The sequence below is a fragment of the Methylomonas koyamae genome (genome assembly GCF_001644025.1).
Classification (GTDB): Bacteria; Pseudomonadota; Gammaproteobacteria; order Methylococcales; family Methylomonadaceae; genus Methylomonas; species Methylomonas koyamae_A.
In genome coordinates, this window is record NZ_LUUK01000177.1 from 138001 (window position 1) to 154080 (window position 16080).

The window sequence follows — 16080 nt, forward strand, 5'->3', positions numbered from 1 at the left end:
GTCATCCATCTCAGTAATACCGGACATACCGGTTGATCACATATTCCAAAAAAGCCTTGGGTTTTCAAGTCAATGGCAACCCTGTAGGCTGGTTTCAAACGATATGCAGGCAACGGTAATATCCTTTCAATAGAATTGGCGCAAGCAGCGTGGTCATCGCGATGACGATAATCAGCGCCGCATAAATTTCGTTATTTAAAATGCCCGAAGTGCGGCCCAGTTCTGCAAAGATCAGACCGACCTCGCCTCGTGGAATCATGGCAATACCGATCGCCAAGCGTTCCTTCCACGGGTCATGCAGCAATAATGCACCTAACAGTTTGCCTAATACCGCGACTGCGAAAAGGCTGGCGGAAAATCCCCAAATGAATGGAGAAGTCCAATCGATTGCGCGTAAATTCAGAGAAAGCCCGACCGTCACAAAAAAAATCGGCACGAACAGTTGAACGATAGGCAGCATTTGGGCTTCGATGCGGCCGGTAAAATCGGAGTCCTCATGCAAGGCCAAACCGAACGGCAGAAAGAAGCGTCTGGAGAGCGCGAGCCCAGCAGCAAACCCACCCAATAATTCCGGCGCCCCCATTTCGTGGGCCAACCAAGCGAAATACAGCACCAACGAAACGATCAACGTCGGAATCAGGCCTTCGGTCTGGCTGATTTTGGCGAATTTTCGAATCATCAGCGAAATGACTTTGGCAAACAGCGGTGCCAAAACAAAGAACATCGCGATGAAACCGATGACCCGAACGGCGTTGGACGGATCGATTTGACCAACCTTGGAAAAATCGTAAAGAACGGCCAGCAATACCACGCCCAAAATATCGTCGATGACTGCTGCGCCCAACACTACTTGCGCTTCGTGACTGTGATGCCGCTTCAGGTCGGTGAGAACACGAACGGTAATGCCGATACTGGTGGCGGTCAGCGTGCCGCCGATGAATAGCGACTCCAGCAGACTACGTCCGAACAAGAAATGACTGATCGAAAAGCCCAGTGCAAATGGCCAAACAAAGCCGCTGACCGCGACGAACAGTGCCTTCAAACCAGTTTTAGCCAATTGGCGAATATCGGTATCCAGACCCACCTCGAACAGCAGCAGGATGATGCCGATTTCCGCCAACAATTTGATGACCTGACTCGGCTCCAGCCACGCCAATAAACTGGGTCCCAGGATCACCCCTGCCAGTAATTCGCCCACCACGGCTGGACTTTGCAAGCGTGCAAACAATTCGCCAAACAGTCGCGCGGTCAGCAAAATGACCATCAACTGAAAGAAAAATTGATGAACGGCTTGGGTTTCCATAGCGTTATTTTTCGAATCAAGCCGACTAAAACGGCTGCTGATGTTCCAGCGCCCAATTCGGATCGTCAGCTGGCACAACGGCATTGACTTTTTGGAAGTCATCGCCAGCTGGCGATTGGGCGATCACGCCTGCTGAACTTGGGTCGACAGGTGCTTCGGTGGGAACCATCAGCAACGGCAATACGGCCAAACCGATCAATAACGGCAACAGCAAAGCTTGTTTGCCCCAGGTGCTAGACACGCTGTTGATCGTAACAAGCGAACTTTCGAATGAAGATGCGTTGGCGATGTTATGGTTGGCCGGCAATTTCCAGGGTTTGCTATCCAGCCAGGCCAATACTTGAGCCATGATCAACATCAGCCCCAGTCCCGCCAGATTAACCAAGGCGGCACTGGCAGCGTCGCGTCCACACCAATCCAAAGCGATGCCGCCGATATAGGAGAGCCCCATGCAGCACAGAAAAATCGGTAAAGATTGCTGTCCCATTTTGATGATCAAACGTGGCAAGCCCTTTGTTAGCCACTGTGGTTTCCATTTGCATAATTGATTCATCAGATAAGCCAGTGCTAACAAGTGAGCCCAGCGCAACAATCCCAGATGGCTTTTGTCGAGTAGTGGTTCCAATGGCGTGCGCAATGCGGCCCAGAATGCCACCTGACGATAGGTCGCTTCATGTCCCAGCGGGATGGATACCAGCACAAACAATGCGCATACCAACAATAGCAACCAATGCCTGCCGGGTATTCGTAGCCAGCCGGCACCCAAGCCAAAGCCGGTAAAGAACATCAACTGCCAATTAAACGGGTTGAAATACCAAGGGCGGCCCGTCGTCGGGTCTGCCGTCAATTCCCAACCGTAATACCAAGCCGCACCATAAATCAAAACCGAAAAGCTGATTGCCAGAGCGCTATGAAACTGAGTCAATACCCATACCACGGGAACCCACATGATCAACACCAGATACATCGGCAGGATGTCGAAATAATTGGGGACATAGGCCAGACTGAATAAATCAAGCACAGCCTGTTGCGTGTTGTCGAAGAAATAGCCAATGTTGAGGCGTTGAATATCGTCTGTCTCGGGTATCCAGCGGTTACCAACTACGCAGATCATGGTCATCAACAAAAACGAGGCCAAGTGAGCGACGTAGATTTGTCCGCAGCGATGCATGATGCGGACACTGCCTAACCACAATCCGGCACGTTCGAAACAACGCCCATAAGCTAAGGCAGAGGCAAATCCGGACAGGAATACAAAAATTTCCGCTGCGTCGCTTAATCCGAAACGTGACGGTGTGTACCAGAACCAAGGATTGGCTGGCATATGATTGATAAAGATAACCATCAAGGCAAAGCCACGAAAAAAATCCAGTTGCGGGTTACGTACTGGCACTGGATTGAGTTGTGATCCCATGATATGTCCTGTGGCAAATGAGGCGGATGTGCGTCCGCTACGTTGTAATTATTCTGAATAAGTCTATGGTGTTGGTCATCATGTCACCCCAAATGCGGATAACATGCCTCACCATGACGACTCCAGTGCTGGCCTTATGCTTTTATGCCTGGATTTTTAACAAACCTGATAATGATAGCGATGCAACCTTTCATCAACCTTTCAACACGGTAAATCAGACCGTGCCGGTTCATTAAGATAAGATCACCCAGTCGACAATGAATATTGAAGAAGTGTCGAGTTTTGTGATGAGCGCCTGTGTCGATTATGCTAAGCCTGATCATGTAGAAACTTTGTATTAAGGATTTCAACTTTTTATTGATCCGAAACACTTTTCAAGAGAATTCTTCTAATCGTAACTGCTTGGAGTGCGTAGTGAATCCCCCCAAAACAGCCTGGCACCATTTTTCACCTGAAGCCTTGCAGACACACCTGAATGTGGCTATTCAGCAAGGTTTGAAGGAAACTGAAGCACAGCGGCGTCTTGACCAATACGGTCCCAATCGTCTGACTCCGCGACGCGGAAAAAGCCCGTTGCGCTTGCTGATTGAGCAATTTCATCAACCGCTGGTTTATATCCTCCTGGTTGCCGCAGCCGTCACTGCTTTTTTGCAGGAATGGGTCGATAGCAGCGTGATATTTGGCGTGGTCCTGGTCAATGCCATCATCGGCTTTATTCAGGAAGCCAACGCCTTGAAAGCGATTGATGCGTTGAGCCGAATGTTAACGATTACATCCACGGTGTTGCGCGACGGTCAACGCCGCGCCATTTCCGCTGATGAACTGGTGCCCGGTGATGTCGTGTTGCTGCAATCAGGCGACAAGGTGCCCGCCGACTTGCGTTTATTGCAAATCCGCGAACTACAAATCGACGAATCGGCACTTACCGGTGAATCGGTGCCGGTGGAAAAGCGTCTGGCTACGCTCGACGCGACCACGGTGTTAGCCGATCGCTGCAACATGGCATATTCCTCGACACTGGTGACGTATGGCAGCGGCCTGGGCGTGGTGGTGGAAAGTGGCGACCGCACCGAGATCGGTCTGATCAATCGCATGATCGCCAGCGCCACCGATCTGGAAACACCGCTGACCCAAAAAATAAACCAGTTCAGTCGATTGTTGTTGTGGGTCATTATTGGTCTAGCTGTTGTAACTTTTGCTGTGGGAGTTTGGCGCGGTCATGCCATGCTGGACATGTTCATGGCCGCTGTAGCGTTGGCGGTTGGTGCAATTCCCGAAGGTTTGCCCGCCGCTTTGACAATTACCTTGGCGATCGGAGTCTCCCGGATGGCGAAGCGCAATGCCATTATTCGCAAACTGCCGGCAGTGGAAACCCTGGGCAGCACCACCGTGATCTGTTCAGACAAAACCGGCACGCTGACACAAAATCAGATGACTGTGCAAGCGCTGTTTGCGGGCGGCGAATTGTTTGAAGTCACTGGCAGCGGTTACACGCCCGAGGGCGAAATATGCCGCAACGGGACGCCAATTGTTTCCCAACAGCATCCCGCCGTGCTGGAATGTCTGAAAGCCGGGTTGCTATGCAACGACGCTCGCCTGCTTGCCGAAGCCGACGGTTGGCGCATTGAGGGCGACCCCACGGAAGGCGCATTGCTAGTCGCTGCGCACAAGGCTGGATTGCACCATACCAGCGTCAGCGTTGACCATCCCCGCCTGGATGCTATTCCGTTCGAATCACAGCATCAATTTATGGCCACGCTGCATCACAATCGGACAATCGATGCCCGCCACGTGTATCTGAAAGGTTCCCTGGAAAGTCTGCTAGCGCGTTGTGATAAGGTTTTTGATAGTAATATGCAGCCGGTGACAATCGATAAAACATTGTTGCAACGCCACGCGGAGAACATGGCCGCCCAGGGATTACGAGTGTTGGCGTTTGCCCGTGCCGATCACCACTATGACGCCGTGCAGCATGACGAAGTGACGAGTGGTCTGACTTTTCTGGGCTTCCAAGCCATGATCGATCCGCCGCGCCCCGAAGCCGCTGCCTCAATCGCAGCCTGTTACCAAGCCGGGATTCAAGTCAAGATGATTACCGGCGACCACCCTATCACCGCGCAGGCGATTGCCAGGCAATTGGGCATGCAAGGCACAGAGCAAGTCATCAGTGGCGCCGAATTGCAGAATATTAACGAATGCCTGCTTCCCGAGCGGGTGGAAAATTGTGCCGTTTACGCTCGCATCGCCCCGGAACAAAAACTGCAATTGGTAAGGGTATTGCAGGCTCAAGGTCATGTGGTTGCGATGACCGGCGACGGGGTCAACGACGCTCCGGCGCTGCGTCAAGCCAATATTGGCGTGGCAATGGGTTTGAATGGCACTGAAGTCGCCAAAGAGGCAGCTGCCATGCTGCTCACCGACGATAATTTCGCCACCATCGAAGCTGCCGTGGAAGAAGGCCGCGGTGTGTTCGATAATCTGGTGAAATTTATCGTCTGGACCTTGCCGACTAATCTTGGCGAAGGCTTGGTCATCTCTGTCGCCATATTCGCCAATGTGTCGTTGCCGATTACCCCGGTGCAAATTCTCTGGGTCAACATGTCCACAGCAGTGCTGCTGGGATTGATGCTGGCCTTTGAAGCAAAGGAATCCGGCTTAATGAAACGCAAACCGCGAGAACCCGAGCAGCCGATTTTGACTAAACACCTAGTGTTTCGTATCTGCTTGGTTGCCACCCTGATGTTGATCGGCGCGTATGGTTTGTTCCAATGGGAGTTGTCGCATGGTGAATCACTGGAGAAAGCCCGCACTGTTGCGGTCAATGTGTTTGTCTTTGGCGAGCTATTTTACTTGTTCAACTGCCGTTCGCTTCGCTATTCGATGTTCCACGTCGGGGTATTTTCCAATTGGTGGGTGATATTCGGTGTATGCTGCATGACCCTGCTGCAATTGCTATTTACCTACTGGCCGCCCATGCAGCAATTATTCGGTACTGCGGCCATTGGTTATGACGAGTGGCTGCTGATTATTGGTATTGGTATCGTGATCTATACAACAGTCGGTGTGGAAAAACTCCTGGTACGACACTGGCGAGGCTAGCAAATTCTTTGGCTGTCATCCTCCAAGGCGATAGGTCAAGCACAGATATTCATTTAATGGGTCGATGCAGGATTTGAACGGCACCAGTTCTTTTACCGAATTAATGGGGGATTTGTTTTATGAAAATATTCTGGGTGGTATTTGCTATAGGCTTAACTGGCCTGTATTTCGTTAACATGGCCATGTTGAAAATGCCGTTTTTGAGTTGGGAATGGGGAAAACATGCGGCGATTCGGTTTTTTCTCGGCTTTTTTATTTTAGGTGTCAACGCCTTTTATGCACACAAGTTAAAATTCACGAGCGCGCTTAAAGTAATATTAGCCATAGCTTTTTTGGATTATTTGTACGATTACTTTATAGAAACCTATAGGCTTAATTTCGAAATCATTTTGCACGGCTTGTACATGCTGGTATGGGGCTCAATCATGGGTTATCTCGCATGCAAGGACTTCAACAATAAAGAATAATAAAATCGTTGCGCAATGTCATTCAATTTCAAGCAATGTTGACGGCGGGTCATGCCAATGACGGATATTATTGCCTTGATAGAAAACCATATTGAATATGCTCCCTGGATAATATTTGGTTTATTATTGCTTGCTGGTTTTAATGTTCCTATTTCGGAAGATGGCATGCTGTTCGTGGCGGCAACCTTCGCGGCAAGAAACTCAGAACATTTGCCGTATTTTTTGGGTTCAGTTTATGCCGGGGCTTACGGTTCTGATCTGATTTGCTACGGTTTGGGGAGAATTTTGGGGGCACGCCTGAGTCATTGGCGTTTGTTTTCGAAGTTAATGGATAAGGAGAAAATCGACAAGGTATCCGAATATTATCGAAACTATGGCCTATTGACACTGGTATTTGGGCGATTCGTGCCGTTCGGTGTCCGCAACCTGTTGTTTTTGACTGCGGGGCTTGGTCGAATGAATGCGGTTAAATTTGCGACAGCCGATTTTTTGGCCTGCTCGGTGTCTGTAATAGTGTATTTCAGTGTTTATTATCACTATGGACAAAAAATCGTATTGATTATCCAGGAAGTGAATATCGCAATTTTTATTTTGGCGATGTTGATCGGCGCTTACCTTTGCTTTAAAAAAGCGAGAGCGAATAACTCGTAAGGTAGAATCCACTAGCAATTCTGCCGTATGACCACTACTGACTTGGTGAGCGTTGTTGGCACGACATAAATGCTGGAGAAATGAAGTCTTTTAGGAAAGTTTTTCAACCACTGTGCATTTTTCAACAAACTGTTAATTTGTCGTGCCAACAATTTTTTGTTCCGCCTGTTTTTCTAATGTAGCGGTAAAGGGTTGAGTCGGCCGTTTCAGGTTTCGGCCTTTAGTTGCTTTTTTCATGGCGTTGATGACTATAGGATTAGGTGAAAAAATTTCTGGCGTATTCCACTGACTCCATTTGTATTTGATAGTGTTTAAATCGTCCGTATCAATATTGACAACATTGCCGTTTTGTATAGATGTGTTGTACATGCCCCAGTTATTCTGGCCCAACACCTTATAAGACCAAGTTGTCCAGTGGCTTCCAGATTCTGTGAATTTCTGAAGTCCGTAATTCCAGGATTCGGCATTTCCGAACAGCGTGAACTCTCCGACAAAATGCGGTACGTTATATTTTGTACCCCATATTTTAGCGTCCCTTATCCAACCATCCACTGCTTTTTTCATCACCGCGAAGTCTTCATTGTTTTGCCATTGATAATAATGCAGAGAGTAGACGACGTTGTGCCAATGTTTCTCTCGGGGATTCGGAAGCGTATTCCACCACCAAATAGCTTCCATTATGATGATATGGTCGGGATCTATCTTGCGGATAGCGTGATACAGTCGGTCGTAAATGTTGACCACCTCAGAGCCCATGGGACCCGGAAAGGTCTCCGAGGGTTCATTCAGCAGGTCATAACCGGCGACTGCGGCATTGCCTTTGAAACGCCTGGCCAGGGTTTCCCAAAATTCTACCAGTTGATTCTGATAGAGAGGACTGGAATAAAGCAGAGAGCCGTTTTGTCGGCCTGAATGATGGGTTCCATTCTGTGAGCCAGGTGCGCCATGCAGATCAAGTATAGTGTAGAGTCCATATTCCAGCGCTTTGTTTACGGTCCATTCGATGCGGGATAAATCAATGGCGCCGGTATCGTCCAGCCTCCAGTTACCTTCATCATCCATATGGTTAAGCGCATATATCGGCAAGCGAATACAGTTGAGACCGGCATCGGCGATGTTCTTGAAATCGATTTCCGTGATCCAGGAATCCCAGTAAGTGTTGTACAGATCCCAGACAGCCTCTTTACCAAAACGGTCATTAAGAATATTTCGCGCATCCCACTCGTTTGACGCCCCGGTTAATGGCGACATCCAGGGTTCATGCATCTTCCAACCGCCCAGATTTGTGCCGTAAAGATGAACCTTTTTACCCTTGCCATAATTATCCCTGATATCTTTTCCATTCACTTTAAGAAAATCTGAAGCGGAATAACATAAAGGAGACGATAGTATCAGCGTCCAGAGTAACACCTGTATTCTAGCTAGCGTCGTCATAAGATTTCCTCGCACTGCCCAGCCAAAGACTGGTGCGTTCCAAACAGCGTCCATCGGCGATTGCCCAGGTAAATCCAGACAGGAAAACACAAACCTCCGTCGCGTCGCTTAATCCGAACCACAGCCGCTTTGTGTGGAAACTGGGGATTGACCGGCATGTGGTTGATGAAGATGGTCATCAAGGCAAAACCGCAGCAAGAATCCCGTTGCGGATTACCTGCTGATACTGGATAGGGTAGTGATACCATTATGAATCTTGTGTGAAAGGGGTGAGCTGGCTTCCGCTATGGTAATTGTTCCGAATAAGTCCATGGTGAGACTCTTGATGTCATCCTAAAATGCAGACGACATGGCATGCCATGATCCCAGTTTTTATCGTATTTTTTATTAGCAGACTAAGAGCAATAATAGCGGTGCAACCTTTCATAAACCTTTCAACAAGACAAACGTTTCGATGAGAATTTTATTGGTCGAAGACGATGCCGTATTAGGCGACGGTCTTTCCCGAAGTCTCGGCGACTGGGGGTTCGATGTCACATTGGCGGTGACTGGCAGCTACGCTGACAGCGCCTTATGCACACAGCCCTACGACATGGTTATCCTCGATCTGGGGCTGCCGGACATGGATGGGCGTGATGTATTACGGCAATTACGATCCCGAAAATCGGCCATTCCGGTATTGATACTCACTGCCCGCGATGGACTGAATGATCGGGTTGGAGGCCTGGAGCTGGGAGCTGACGATTATATGACCAAGCCCTTTGAGCTACGGGAACTGGAGGCTCGCGTGAGAGCTTTACTGCGTCGCAGTCATGGCGGTTTTAGCCACGACATTACGTTTGGCCGATTGCGGCTGGATACCCGTAGTCAGCAGATTATGGTCGATGCTATACCGATGGTATTGCCGCCGCGTGAATATGGCGTGCTGGAGGCCTTGTTGTTGCAACAAGGGCGAGTAGTCAGCAAGGATAGTCTTGCCCAGCGTCTTGCCGCTCGATCGGAAGAACTGGCGGACAATGTCATCGAAGTCTATGTGCATCGACTTCGCAAACGCCTGGAACCACTGGGTATCGGTATCAGAACGATGCGGGGGCTCGGTTATCTGCTGGAGCAAATCCCCGATGCGTAAACCCCAAAGCCTTCGGGCACAGCTTTTGTCACGCTTGACCTTGCCCTTGCTTATCGTGGTAGTTCTCGATGCCTCGGTGTCATATTACGTCGCCCTGCATTATGCCGATCAGGCTTACGATAGCTGGCTGCTGGATTCGGCAAAATCACTGGCGCAAGAGGTCAAGGCGCAAAAGGACAAAGTGACCTTCGAACTGCCGCCCATCGCGGTCGAGGTGTTCCGCTGGGATGCCATGGATAAGACCTTTTTCAAGGTGGAGTCCCTATCCGCAGGGATTATCGCCGGCGACAAGGGGCTTCCGAGCCCCTCCATTACGGCGATAGGCCGGGACGAAGCGATCTATTCCGATGGTGAAATCCAAGGCCAAAAAGTTCGCATCGTTTCGGTGCTGACCACGCCCACTGCTGACGATACTGACGATGTGCTGATTTCGGTCGCCGAAACCCTCCACAAGCGACGCAGCATGATGAATGAAATTCTGCTTGCGGTGGTGTTGCCTCAGCTTTTGCTGGTGTTGATTACCGGTTTTCACATCTGGACCGGTATCAATCGCGGTCTCAGTCCGCTGAACGATTTGGCAAAACTTATTGCTCAACGTTCCGCGCGAGACTTGAATCCCATTGCGGATACCGGCGTTCCCCTCGAAGTCCGTGCGCTGACCCACACCATCAATGCTTTACTGCACCGGCTTGGCTCCAATCTCAAGACTCAACAGCGATTCATCGAAAACGCGGCGCATCAACTCCGCACGCCTTTGGCAGGGTTGAAAGTACAGGCTGAGCGGGCGTTACTGGCGGATAAGCTTGAGACCATGAAACCGGCCTTGGCGCACATGAAAAATTCGGCAGATCGCGTCGCCCATCTCAGCACGCAATTGCTGGTACTGGCCAAGTCAGAATCCCTATCACAAAGCGCCAGGGAGTTTAGCGCGATAGATTTGGTTAGCCTCGCTCGCGATTGTTGTATGGACTGGGTGCCGAAAGCATTGGAACGTAACATCGAAGTAGGATTCGATGCGCCGAAAGCACCGGTTCTAGTCATTGGCGATGAAACTCTGCTGCGAGAACTGCTCAGTAATCTACTGGACAATGCAATTTGTTACGGCAATCCGGAGGGGCATATCAGCGTAAAAATCGAGGCCACCCCAGAACCGAATCTGATCGTTGAAGACGATGGCCCCGGTATCCAGGTAAATGAGGCCGACAAGATTTTCGAGCGCTTTTACCGTATTCCGGGCAGTCGCGGAGAGGGGTGTGGATTGGGGTTGGCCATTGTTAAGGAAATTGCCGATCTGCATGCGGCTCGGATTATCATTGGCCCTGGCTATGCCGGTTGCGGCACCCGGATTGATGTTGTCTTTGAATCTCGATTCGCGACTTAAAACCGCACATGGTTTCGAGCCGCTGAAAGGTTAGTGAAAGGTTATTTGTTTATGATGCAGTCTTCTCAGACAAAAACATGAAAATTAATATTTTCACCGAACTGAAATGCACGTTATTCAATTAATATGTCTCGTTACCGTCATGTTGGCATCAGGTTGTGCGCGGCATAATCCGGAGCCTGTTGAGCAATCACTGCCCGATGTAGCATCAATGCCCTCAATTGAATTAGCCGAAAGCTACCAGGACGCCTCTGTACAATACTGAAGTGATATGGGTCTAATAATGAGATTTTTAACGTTGCTTTTGTGTGTCTTAAGCTTTCAAGCAGTAGCCGATACTCGTGTCGCTATCCTCGATTTTGAATTGAAAGATATGACGCTAGCACCAGGCATTCCTGCAGAAATTAAACGCACCGCCTCTATTAAGCCCTTGCTAGAAGGTGAATTGCGTTCGGCTGGTTATCACATCGTTGATATTCCATTGCAAGCGCAACATGCCGCCAACAGCGGAGTTGGCTACCTATTCGATCATGCCGATGTTGCTGCACAACTTGGTAAAAATTTCGGTGCCGACTATGTTGTGGTAGGAAGATTGCATAAACCCAGTTTTTTGTTTGCTTATGTTATGGGAAATCTGGTTAATGTTAGCGACGGACGATGGATGGACAAATTTATCACCGAATCGAAAGGCCCAAACAGTGAGCTTACCATCAAGGCAGTGGAAGGCTTGGCCGTCAAAATTGATAACAGACTTGATCACCGTTATACCCCACCTCCACCAGTTAAACAGGGGTCTCAACAGCCATAGAGAGATGGCCCCAAAAAATTGAACAGTCCATTAAGTGAAAGATCCTGTACTACCTGCCCAAACCGATTTCAGAGCGGGAACTCGACATCATGAAGCGATTGGACCAATTGCACTTGAAACATCCATTCATGGGCGCCCGCATGTTGCGATGATGTAGCGCTTTTTCAGCCTCAACGCAGCAACAACAAGGGCTTGCGGCTTTGTGTCAGCATCTTCACCGTAAAACTCCCCAACAACCAGTCGTGAATGCGGGCATGGCCGAAGGCGCCCATCACGGTCATGTCTATCGCTTTTTGATCTTGATACTCGGCTAAAACCAGCTCGGGTTTGCCGACCAGTTTTTTGGCAATCACTTCAATGTCGCCCGCCAACTGCAGTTTGTTGGCGGCCACGTCCAGCAGTTGGCCTTTGCCTTCATCCTGGCTGACGCACACCAGATGGCACACCAAGCCTTTGTAAAGAGGGCTGGTGGTGACCATATCCAGCGCCTTTTCGGCGGCGGGGCTGCCGTCGTAGGCCAGCATGATGCGCTCGGGCGCCTTGAATTCGGCGTTCACCACCAAAATCGGTTTGTGCAGTGAGCGAATGATGGATTCCAGCTTGGCGCCGATTTTGTCCGGCTGGTTTTCGTGCACCTTGCCGCGCACGCCGATTACCAATACCCGAATGGCGTTTTCCAGCTCGATCAGCGATTCGACTAGACTGCCGTGGCGTTGATTGGTAATCGGGTCAGGAACGCCGCTTTGCAGTACTCGTTCACGGGCAGCCTGCAGCAGTTGCTTGCCTTGTTGCAAGCGCAATTTGCTGCGTTGCTGTTCCAATTGCGTCAGTTCGTCCAGCAGATGGTCGCGGCTGTCGACGCCGATGTTGCCGGTGAGGTCGGTCGAATGAGCATGTTCCGGGTGGTGGTCTATGGTATGCAGCAGCTTCAGCGGTGCATCGACTTTTTGCGCGATCCAGGCCGCATAGTCGCAGACGGCGTTGGTTAACGACGAGCCGTCGATGCCGGCCAGTACCAGGTTTTGGAGCGTATTCATCAATGGCCTCCCAGGACTTTTTCGATTTCTTCGGGCTTATCGTGAACGCCGAAGCGGTCCACAATCGTGGCGGTGGCTGTGTTCATGCCGATAACATTAACCTCGGCGCCTTCGCGGCGAAACTTGATCACGACTTTATCCAACGCGCCGACCGAAGTGAGAACCCAAAAATGCGCACGGGTCAGGTCGATCACCACGTTCTCCAGTGCCTCCTTGAAATCAAAGCTGGCGACGAATTTGTCCGCCGAATTGAAGAACACTTGACCGACGACCTTGTAGGTTCGTCTGCTGCCGCCTTCTGCCAATCCGGATTCCACGTACATGAAATGGCTAATTTTGTTGGCAAAAAATAATGAGGCCAGTAACACGCCGACCAATACACCCAGCGCCAGATTATGCGTCCACACCACCACGACCACGGTGGCAAGCATGACGATGTTGGTCGAAAGCGGATGGTGCTTGAGATTAATGATCGAGCGCCAGCTAAAGGTGCCGATCGAAACCATGATCATCACCGCCACCAGGGCCGCCATAGGAATTTTGGAAATCCACTGATCCAGAAAAACCACCATGATTAATAAAAACGTGCCGGCCACCAAAGTAGACAAGCGGCCGCGACCGCCGGATTTGACGTTGATCACCGACTGGCCGATCATCGCGCAACCGGCCATGCCGCCCAGCAAACCGGCGCCGATGTTGGCCAGACCCTGGCCCTTGCATTCGCGGTTTTTATCGCTGCTGGTGTCGGTCAATTCGTCGACGATGGTGGCGGTCATCAAGGACTCCAGCAGGCCCACCACGGCCAATGGCAGCGAATACGGCAGAACGATTTTCAATGTTTCCAGGGTGAGCGGGACGTCCGGCCATAAAAACACCGGCAAGGTATCCGGCAGCTGTCCCATGTCGCCGATGGTGCGGATGTCGATTTGCCAATAAATGGCGGCAGCGGTCATGCTGACGATGCACACCAAGGGCGATGGCAGCGATTTACCGATCACGGGTAGATAGGGAAACAGATAAATGATAGCCAGTCCGCCCGCCGTCATCGCGTACACATGCCAGGAGACGTTAGTCAATTCCGGCAATTGCGCCATGAAAATCAGGATGGCCAGAGCGTTGACGAAGCCGGTCACCACCGAGCGTGACACGAAACTCATCAGGCTGCCCAGTTTCAGATAACCGGCGATGATCTGAAGAACACCGGTCAGTAAAGTGGCGGCTAACAGATACTGCAAGCCGTGGTCTTTGACCAAGGTTACCATCAGCAAGGCCATCGCCCCGGTGGCCGCCGAGATCATGCCGGGTCGACCGCCGACGAAGGCGGTCATCACCGCAATACAAAACGAGGCATACAAACCCACTTTGGGATCGACGCCGGCAATGATGGAAAAGGCAATGGCTTCCGGAATCAGAGCCAGCGCCACCACAGTACCGGCCAATAGGTCGTCGCGGATATTGCCTAGCCAATCTTGTTTTTTCGATAAAAAAATCATGTTTAAGCGAGTAAAAAAAAGGCTATGCAGGGCATAGCCAAAGGTAGGAGCGGGTTAAAAGATCGATGAGGGAGACGTTAAGGTGGGCTGCCGCAGGTCGCGATACTGCTTTTGACTCGATCCAGCAAGGCGGTCATCAGGCGTCTTTCCTCCTCGCTCAATGTCGCCAGGACCTCGCTTTCGACGGCGTCGGCGATTTTCCAGAGTTCTTGAATGATCGCGACGGCTTTGTCGGTAATAGATAAACGATAGGCGCGCCGGTCGTCCGTGTCTTTGTTACGCACAACCATGCCGGACTCTTCAAGTAAATCGATCTGCTTGACCAAGGTAATCGGTTTAATTTCTAGTATCTCGGCCAGATCGATTTGCCGGCAATTTTGATTTTCAGACAAATGTACCAAAGCCCGCCATTGGGCATGGGTAAGGCCGATGGGTTCTGCCGCCTTGTTAAAACGCTGGCGGATGATATGGCTGATTTCGTAGCTGAGGAAACCGAATTTAGAATGCACGGAAAGGATGGCTTAATTATAATAAGTTAAGGGTATTATATTGAGTTGACACTTGTCCGGCAATGGATGAATTCATACTTCACCTTCTAAAGTCGACCGCACGGCTTGACGATATCCAACGCCAGCGATTTTGCAGCAAAGCTGAAAGGTAGATGAAAGGTTGAATCGGTAGGATGGCAATCCTACCCGAGTACTCCTTAAAACCTGTAGAGCTTTCAGCAACTTTGCCATGCGATTTATCCATTTGTTATGTCTTGTCGGGTTCCTGTCGGCATCCGCTTGCGATCAGCACGACTCAGAGCCTTCGGCTCAACCCAAATCCCAGGAACCGGCTTCGACCATCGCCAAACACAGCGTTTCGCTACGCCCGGATTCATTGCCCTATGTCACGATTAAGGAAATCCAACCGGAGGCTTTCGCGGGCACGATTTCCGCGCCTGCCCGAGTCGATTTTCGCTCGCAGGCAATCTCGACGGCGGGCACCGTGGTTGCTGGACGAGTCACCAAGGTCTACGTTCAGATCGGCGACAGAGTCAAGGCTGGTGCACCGCTGGCGACCCTGACCAGTGCCGAAGCGGCGCAAATGCGTTCGGACTATGCGCGGGCTGCCGCCGAAGTCGGTCGCGCCGAGGATCGTCGGCGGCGGCAACTGGAAATGCAGCGAACCGGCGTCGGCCTGGAAATCGAACGTGTGGAAGCCGAAACCCAACTCAAGCAAGCCCGCACGGAATTGGAACGTAGTCTGGATTTCCTGCGTTTATTAGGTGATGGTGCTGCCGGTGAAGTGATTATCCGGGCACCGATGGACAGCATGGTTCTGAAAGCACATGTTTCGACTGGAGCGGCTGTGGAACCTGGTTCACCGTTATTCGATTTAGGTGAGCCCTCCGCCGCCTGGATCATCGCGGATGTGTTCGAAAAAGATTTGCTGCTGGTGGAAAAAGGCGCCAAAGTCGTCATCGAACTGGCCTCGTTGCCGGAACCCATTCAAGGGCATGTGGTTGGCGAGAGCGCGGCGATTCAGACCGATTTGCGGCGCGCATCGGTATTTATCGAAGCCGACGATCCGAAAATTCCGTTACGGCCTGGCATGTACGCCAGGGTTTCCATCGAAGCTTCCACCCCCAATCGAATCATCCTGCCCACGGCGGCCATCCTGATCAAGGATGGCCGGGAAACCGTGGTTTACGTTGAAACTGCTCCCAATACGTTCGAATCGCGTCCTGTGCAAGTTGGTCAGGCGCGTAGCGGCATGACGCCGGTATTAAAAGGCCTGTCCGGCGGCGAACGGGTTGTGGTCGGCGGCGCTTTGCTGCTGGACGGCGAAGCCTCTCTACTACTATAGGCGGCGTCCG

Annotated in this window: 14 protein-coding genes; 7 read left to right on the forward strand and 7 right to left on the reverse strand. The window is 50.9% G+C overall.

Annotated elements, in window-relative coordinates:
• Nucleotides 1–94: 94 nt before the first annotated feature.
• Complete coding sequence (locus tag A1355_RS14935) at nucleotides 95–1303, reverse strand: cation:proton antiporter (protein WP_064029520.1); 1209 nt, start codon at nucleotides 1301–1303, stop codon at nucleotides 95–97.
• 25 nt (nucleotides 1304–1328) lie between these two features.
• On the reverse strand, nucleotides 1329–2717 hold the full coding sequence (locus A1355_RS14940; RefSeq protein ID WP_064029522.1) for an OpgC family protein: 1389 nt from the start codon (nucleotides 2715–2717) through the stop codon (nucleotides 1329–1331).
• A 414-nt stretch (nucleotides 2718–3131) separates the two neighbouring features.
• On the opposite strand from A1355_RS14940, the gene A1355_RS14950 reads away from it, so the two are divergent.
• From A1355_RS14950 to A1355_RS14960, 3 genes are all read left to right on the forward strand, one after another.
• Nucleotides 3132–5816 carry a cation-transporting P-type ATPase gene (locus A1355_RS14950; protein ID WP_064029527.1) on the forward strand — a complete coding sequence of 895 codons (2685 nt, stop codon included), beginning with the start codon at nucleotides 3132–3134 and terminating at the stop codon, nucleotides 5814–5816.
• 119 nt (nucleotides 5817–5935) lie between these two features.
• Nucleotides 5936–6283, forward strand: coding sequence for a hypothetical protein (locus A1355_RS14955; protein WP_064029529.1), 348 nt, complete (start codon nucleotides 5936–5938; stop codon nucleotides 6281–6283).
• A 57-nt stretch (nucleotides 6284–6340) separates the two neighbouring features.
• Nucleotides 6341–6934 carry a DedA family protein gene (locus A1355_RS14960; RefSeq protein WP_064029590.1) on the forward strand — a complete coding sequence of 198 codons (594 nt, stop codon included), beginning with the start codon at nucleotides 6341–6343 and terminating at the stop codon, nucleotides 6932–6934.
• Between the two features lie 132 nt (nucleotides 6935–7066).
• Here the strand turns inward: A1355_RS14960 and A1355_RS14965 are convergent, their stop codons facing one another.
• Nucleotides 7067–8368 carry a glycoside hydrolase family 5 protein gene (locus tag A1355_RS14965; RefSeq protein WP_197471816.1) on the reverse strand — a complete coding sequence of 434 codons (1302 nt, stop codon included), beginning with the start codon at nucleotides 8366–8368 and terminating at the stop codon, nucleotides 7067–7069.
• Nucleotides 8352–8516, reverse strand: coding sequence for an OpgC domain-containing protein (gene opgC, locus A1355_RS26625; protein WP_157197903.1), 165 nt, complete (start codon nucleotides 8514–8516; stop codon nucleotides 8352–8354). The genes A1355_RS14965 and opgC overlap by 17 nt, the downstream gene beginning before the upstream one ends.
• Before the next feature lie 306 nt (nucleotides 8517–8822).
• On the opposite strand from opgC, the gene A1355_RS14970 reads away from it, so the two are divergent.
• The 3 genes from A1355_RS14970 to A1355_RS14980 all read left to right on the forward strand — a co-directional run bounded on the left by A1355_RS14970 (nucleotide 8823) and on the right by A1355_RS14980 (nucleotide 11686).
• Nucleotides 8823–9497, forward strand: coding sequence for a response regulator transcription factor (locus tag A1355_RS14970; protein ID WP_064029533.1), 675 nt, complete (start codon nucleotides 8823–8825; stop codon nucleotides 9495–9497).
• Nucleotides 9490–10878: a sensor histidine kinase gene (locus A1355_RS14975; RefSeq protein WP_064029534.1), complete on the forward strand. Its 1389-nt coding sequence runs from the start codon at nucleotides 9490–9492 to the stop codon at nucleotides 10876–10878. The genes A1355_RS14970 and A1355_RS14975 overlap by 8 nt, the downstream gene beginning before the upstream one ends.
• 283 nt (nucleotides 10879–11161) lie before the next feature.
• Complete coding sequence (locus A1355_RS14980; RefSeq protein WP_064029592.1) at nucleotides 11162–11686, forward strand: DUF2380 domain-containing protein; 525 nt, start codon at nucleotides 11162–11164, stop codon at nucleotides 11684–11686.
• 170 nt (nucleotides 11687–11856) lie between these two features.
• Here A1355_RS14980 and A1355_RS14985 read toward each other — a convergent pair whose 3' ends face one another.
• From A1355_RS14985 to A1355_RS14995, 3 genes are all read right to left on the reverse strand, one after another.
• The gene (locus tag A1355_RS14985; protein WP_064029536.1) at nucleotides 11857–12723 is read right to left on the reverse strand and encodes a universal stress protein; all 867 of its coding nucleotides are present in this window, start codon (nucleotides 12721–12723) and stop codon (nucleotides 11857–11859) included.
• On the reverse strand, nucleotides 12723–14216 hold the full coding sequence (locus A1355_RS14990) for a SulP family inorganic anion transporter (RefSeq protein ID WP_064029539.1): 1494 nt from the start codon (nucleotides 14214–14216) through the stop codon (nucleotides 12723–12725). The genes A1355_RS14985 and A1355_RS14990 overlap by 1 nt, the downstream gene beginning before the upstream one ends.
• 77 nt (nucleotides 14217–14293) lie before the next feature.
• A complete protein-coding gene (locus tag A1355_RS14995; RefSeq protein WP_064029542.1) occupies nucleotides 14294–14725 on the reverse strand; it encodes a MarR family winged helix-turn-helix transcriptional regulator in 432 nt (143 codons plus the stop codon).
• A 229-nt stretch (nucleotides 14726–14954) separates the two neighbouring features.
• Between A1355_RS14995 and A1355_RS15000 the strand changes: the two genes are divergently transcribed.
• Nucleotides 14955–16070 (forward strand): efflux RND transporter periplasmic adaptor subunit, encoded by a 1116-nt coding sequence (locus A1355_RS15000; RefSeq protein WP_064029545.1) that lies wholly within the window; start codon nucleotides 14955–14957, stop codon nucleotides 16068–16070.
• Nucleotides 16071–16080: the final 10 nt, after the last annotated feature.

Coding starts and splice junctions, on each gene's coding strand:
- A1355_RS14960 (WP_064029590.1), top strand. CDS start 6,341: ATGACGGATATTATTGCCTTGATAGAAAACCATATTGAATATGCTCCC.
- A1355_RS14965 (WP_197471816.1), bottom strand. CDS start 8,368: ATGACGACGCTAGCTAGAATACAGGTGTTACTCTGGACGCTGATACTA.
- A1355_RS14975 (WP_064029534.1), top strand. CDS start 9,490: ATGCGTAAACCCCAAAGCCTTCGGGCACAGCTTTTGTCACGCTTGACC.
- A1355_RS14980 (WP_064029592.1), top strand. CDS start 11,162: ATGAGATTTTTAACGTTGCTTTTGTGTGTCTTAAGCTTTCAAGCAGTA.
- A1355_RS15000 (WP_064029545.1), top strand. CDS start 14,955: ATGCGATTTATCCATTTGTTATGTCTTGTCGGGTTCCTGTCGGCATCC.
- A1355_RS14970 (WP_064029533.1), top strand. CDS start 8,823: ATGAGAATTTTATTGGTCGAAGACGATGCCGTATTAGGCGACGGTCTT.
- A1355_RS14935 (WP_064029520.1), bottom strand. CDS start 1,303: ATGGAAACCCAAGCCGTTCATCAATTTTTCTTTCAGTTGATGGTCATT.
- A1355_RS14990 (WP_064029539.1), bottom strand. CDS start 14,216: ATGATTTTTTTATCGAAAAAACAAGATTGGCTAGGCAATATCCGCGAC.
- A1355_RS14955 (WP_064029529.1), top strand. CDS start 5,936: ATGAAAATATTCTGGGTGGTATTTGCTATAGGCTTAACTGGCCTGTAT.
- A1355_RS14985 (WP_064029536.1), bottom strand. CDS start 12,723: ATGAATACGCTCCAAAACCTGGTACTGGCCGGCATCGACGGCTCGTCG.
- A1355_RS14940 (WP_064029522.1), bottom strand. CDS start 2,717: ATGGGATCACAACTCAATCCAGTGCCAGTACGTAACCCGCAACTGGAT.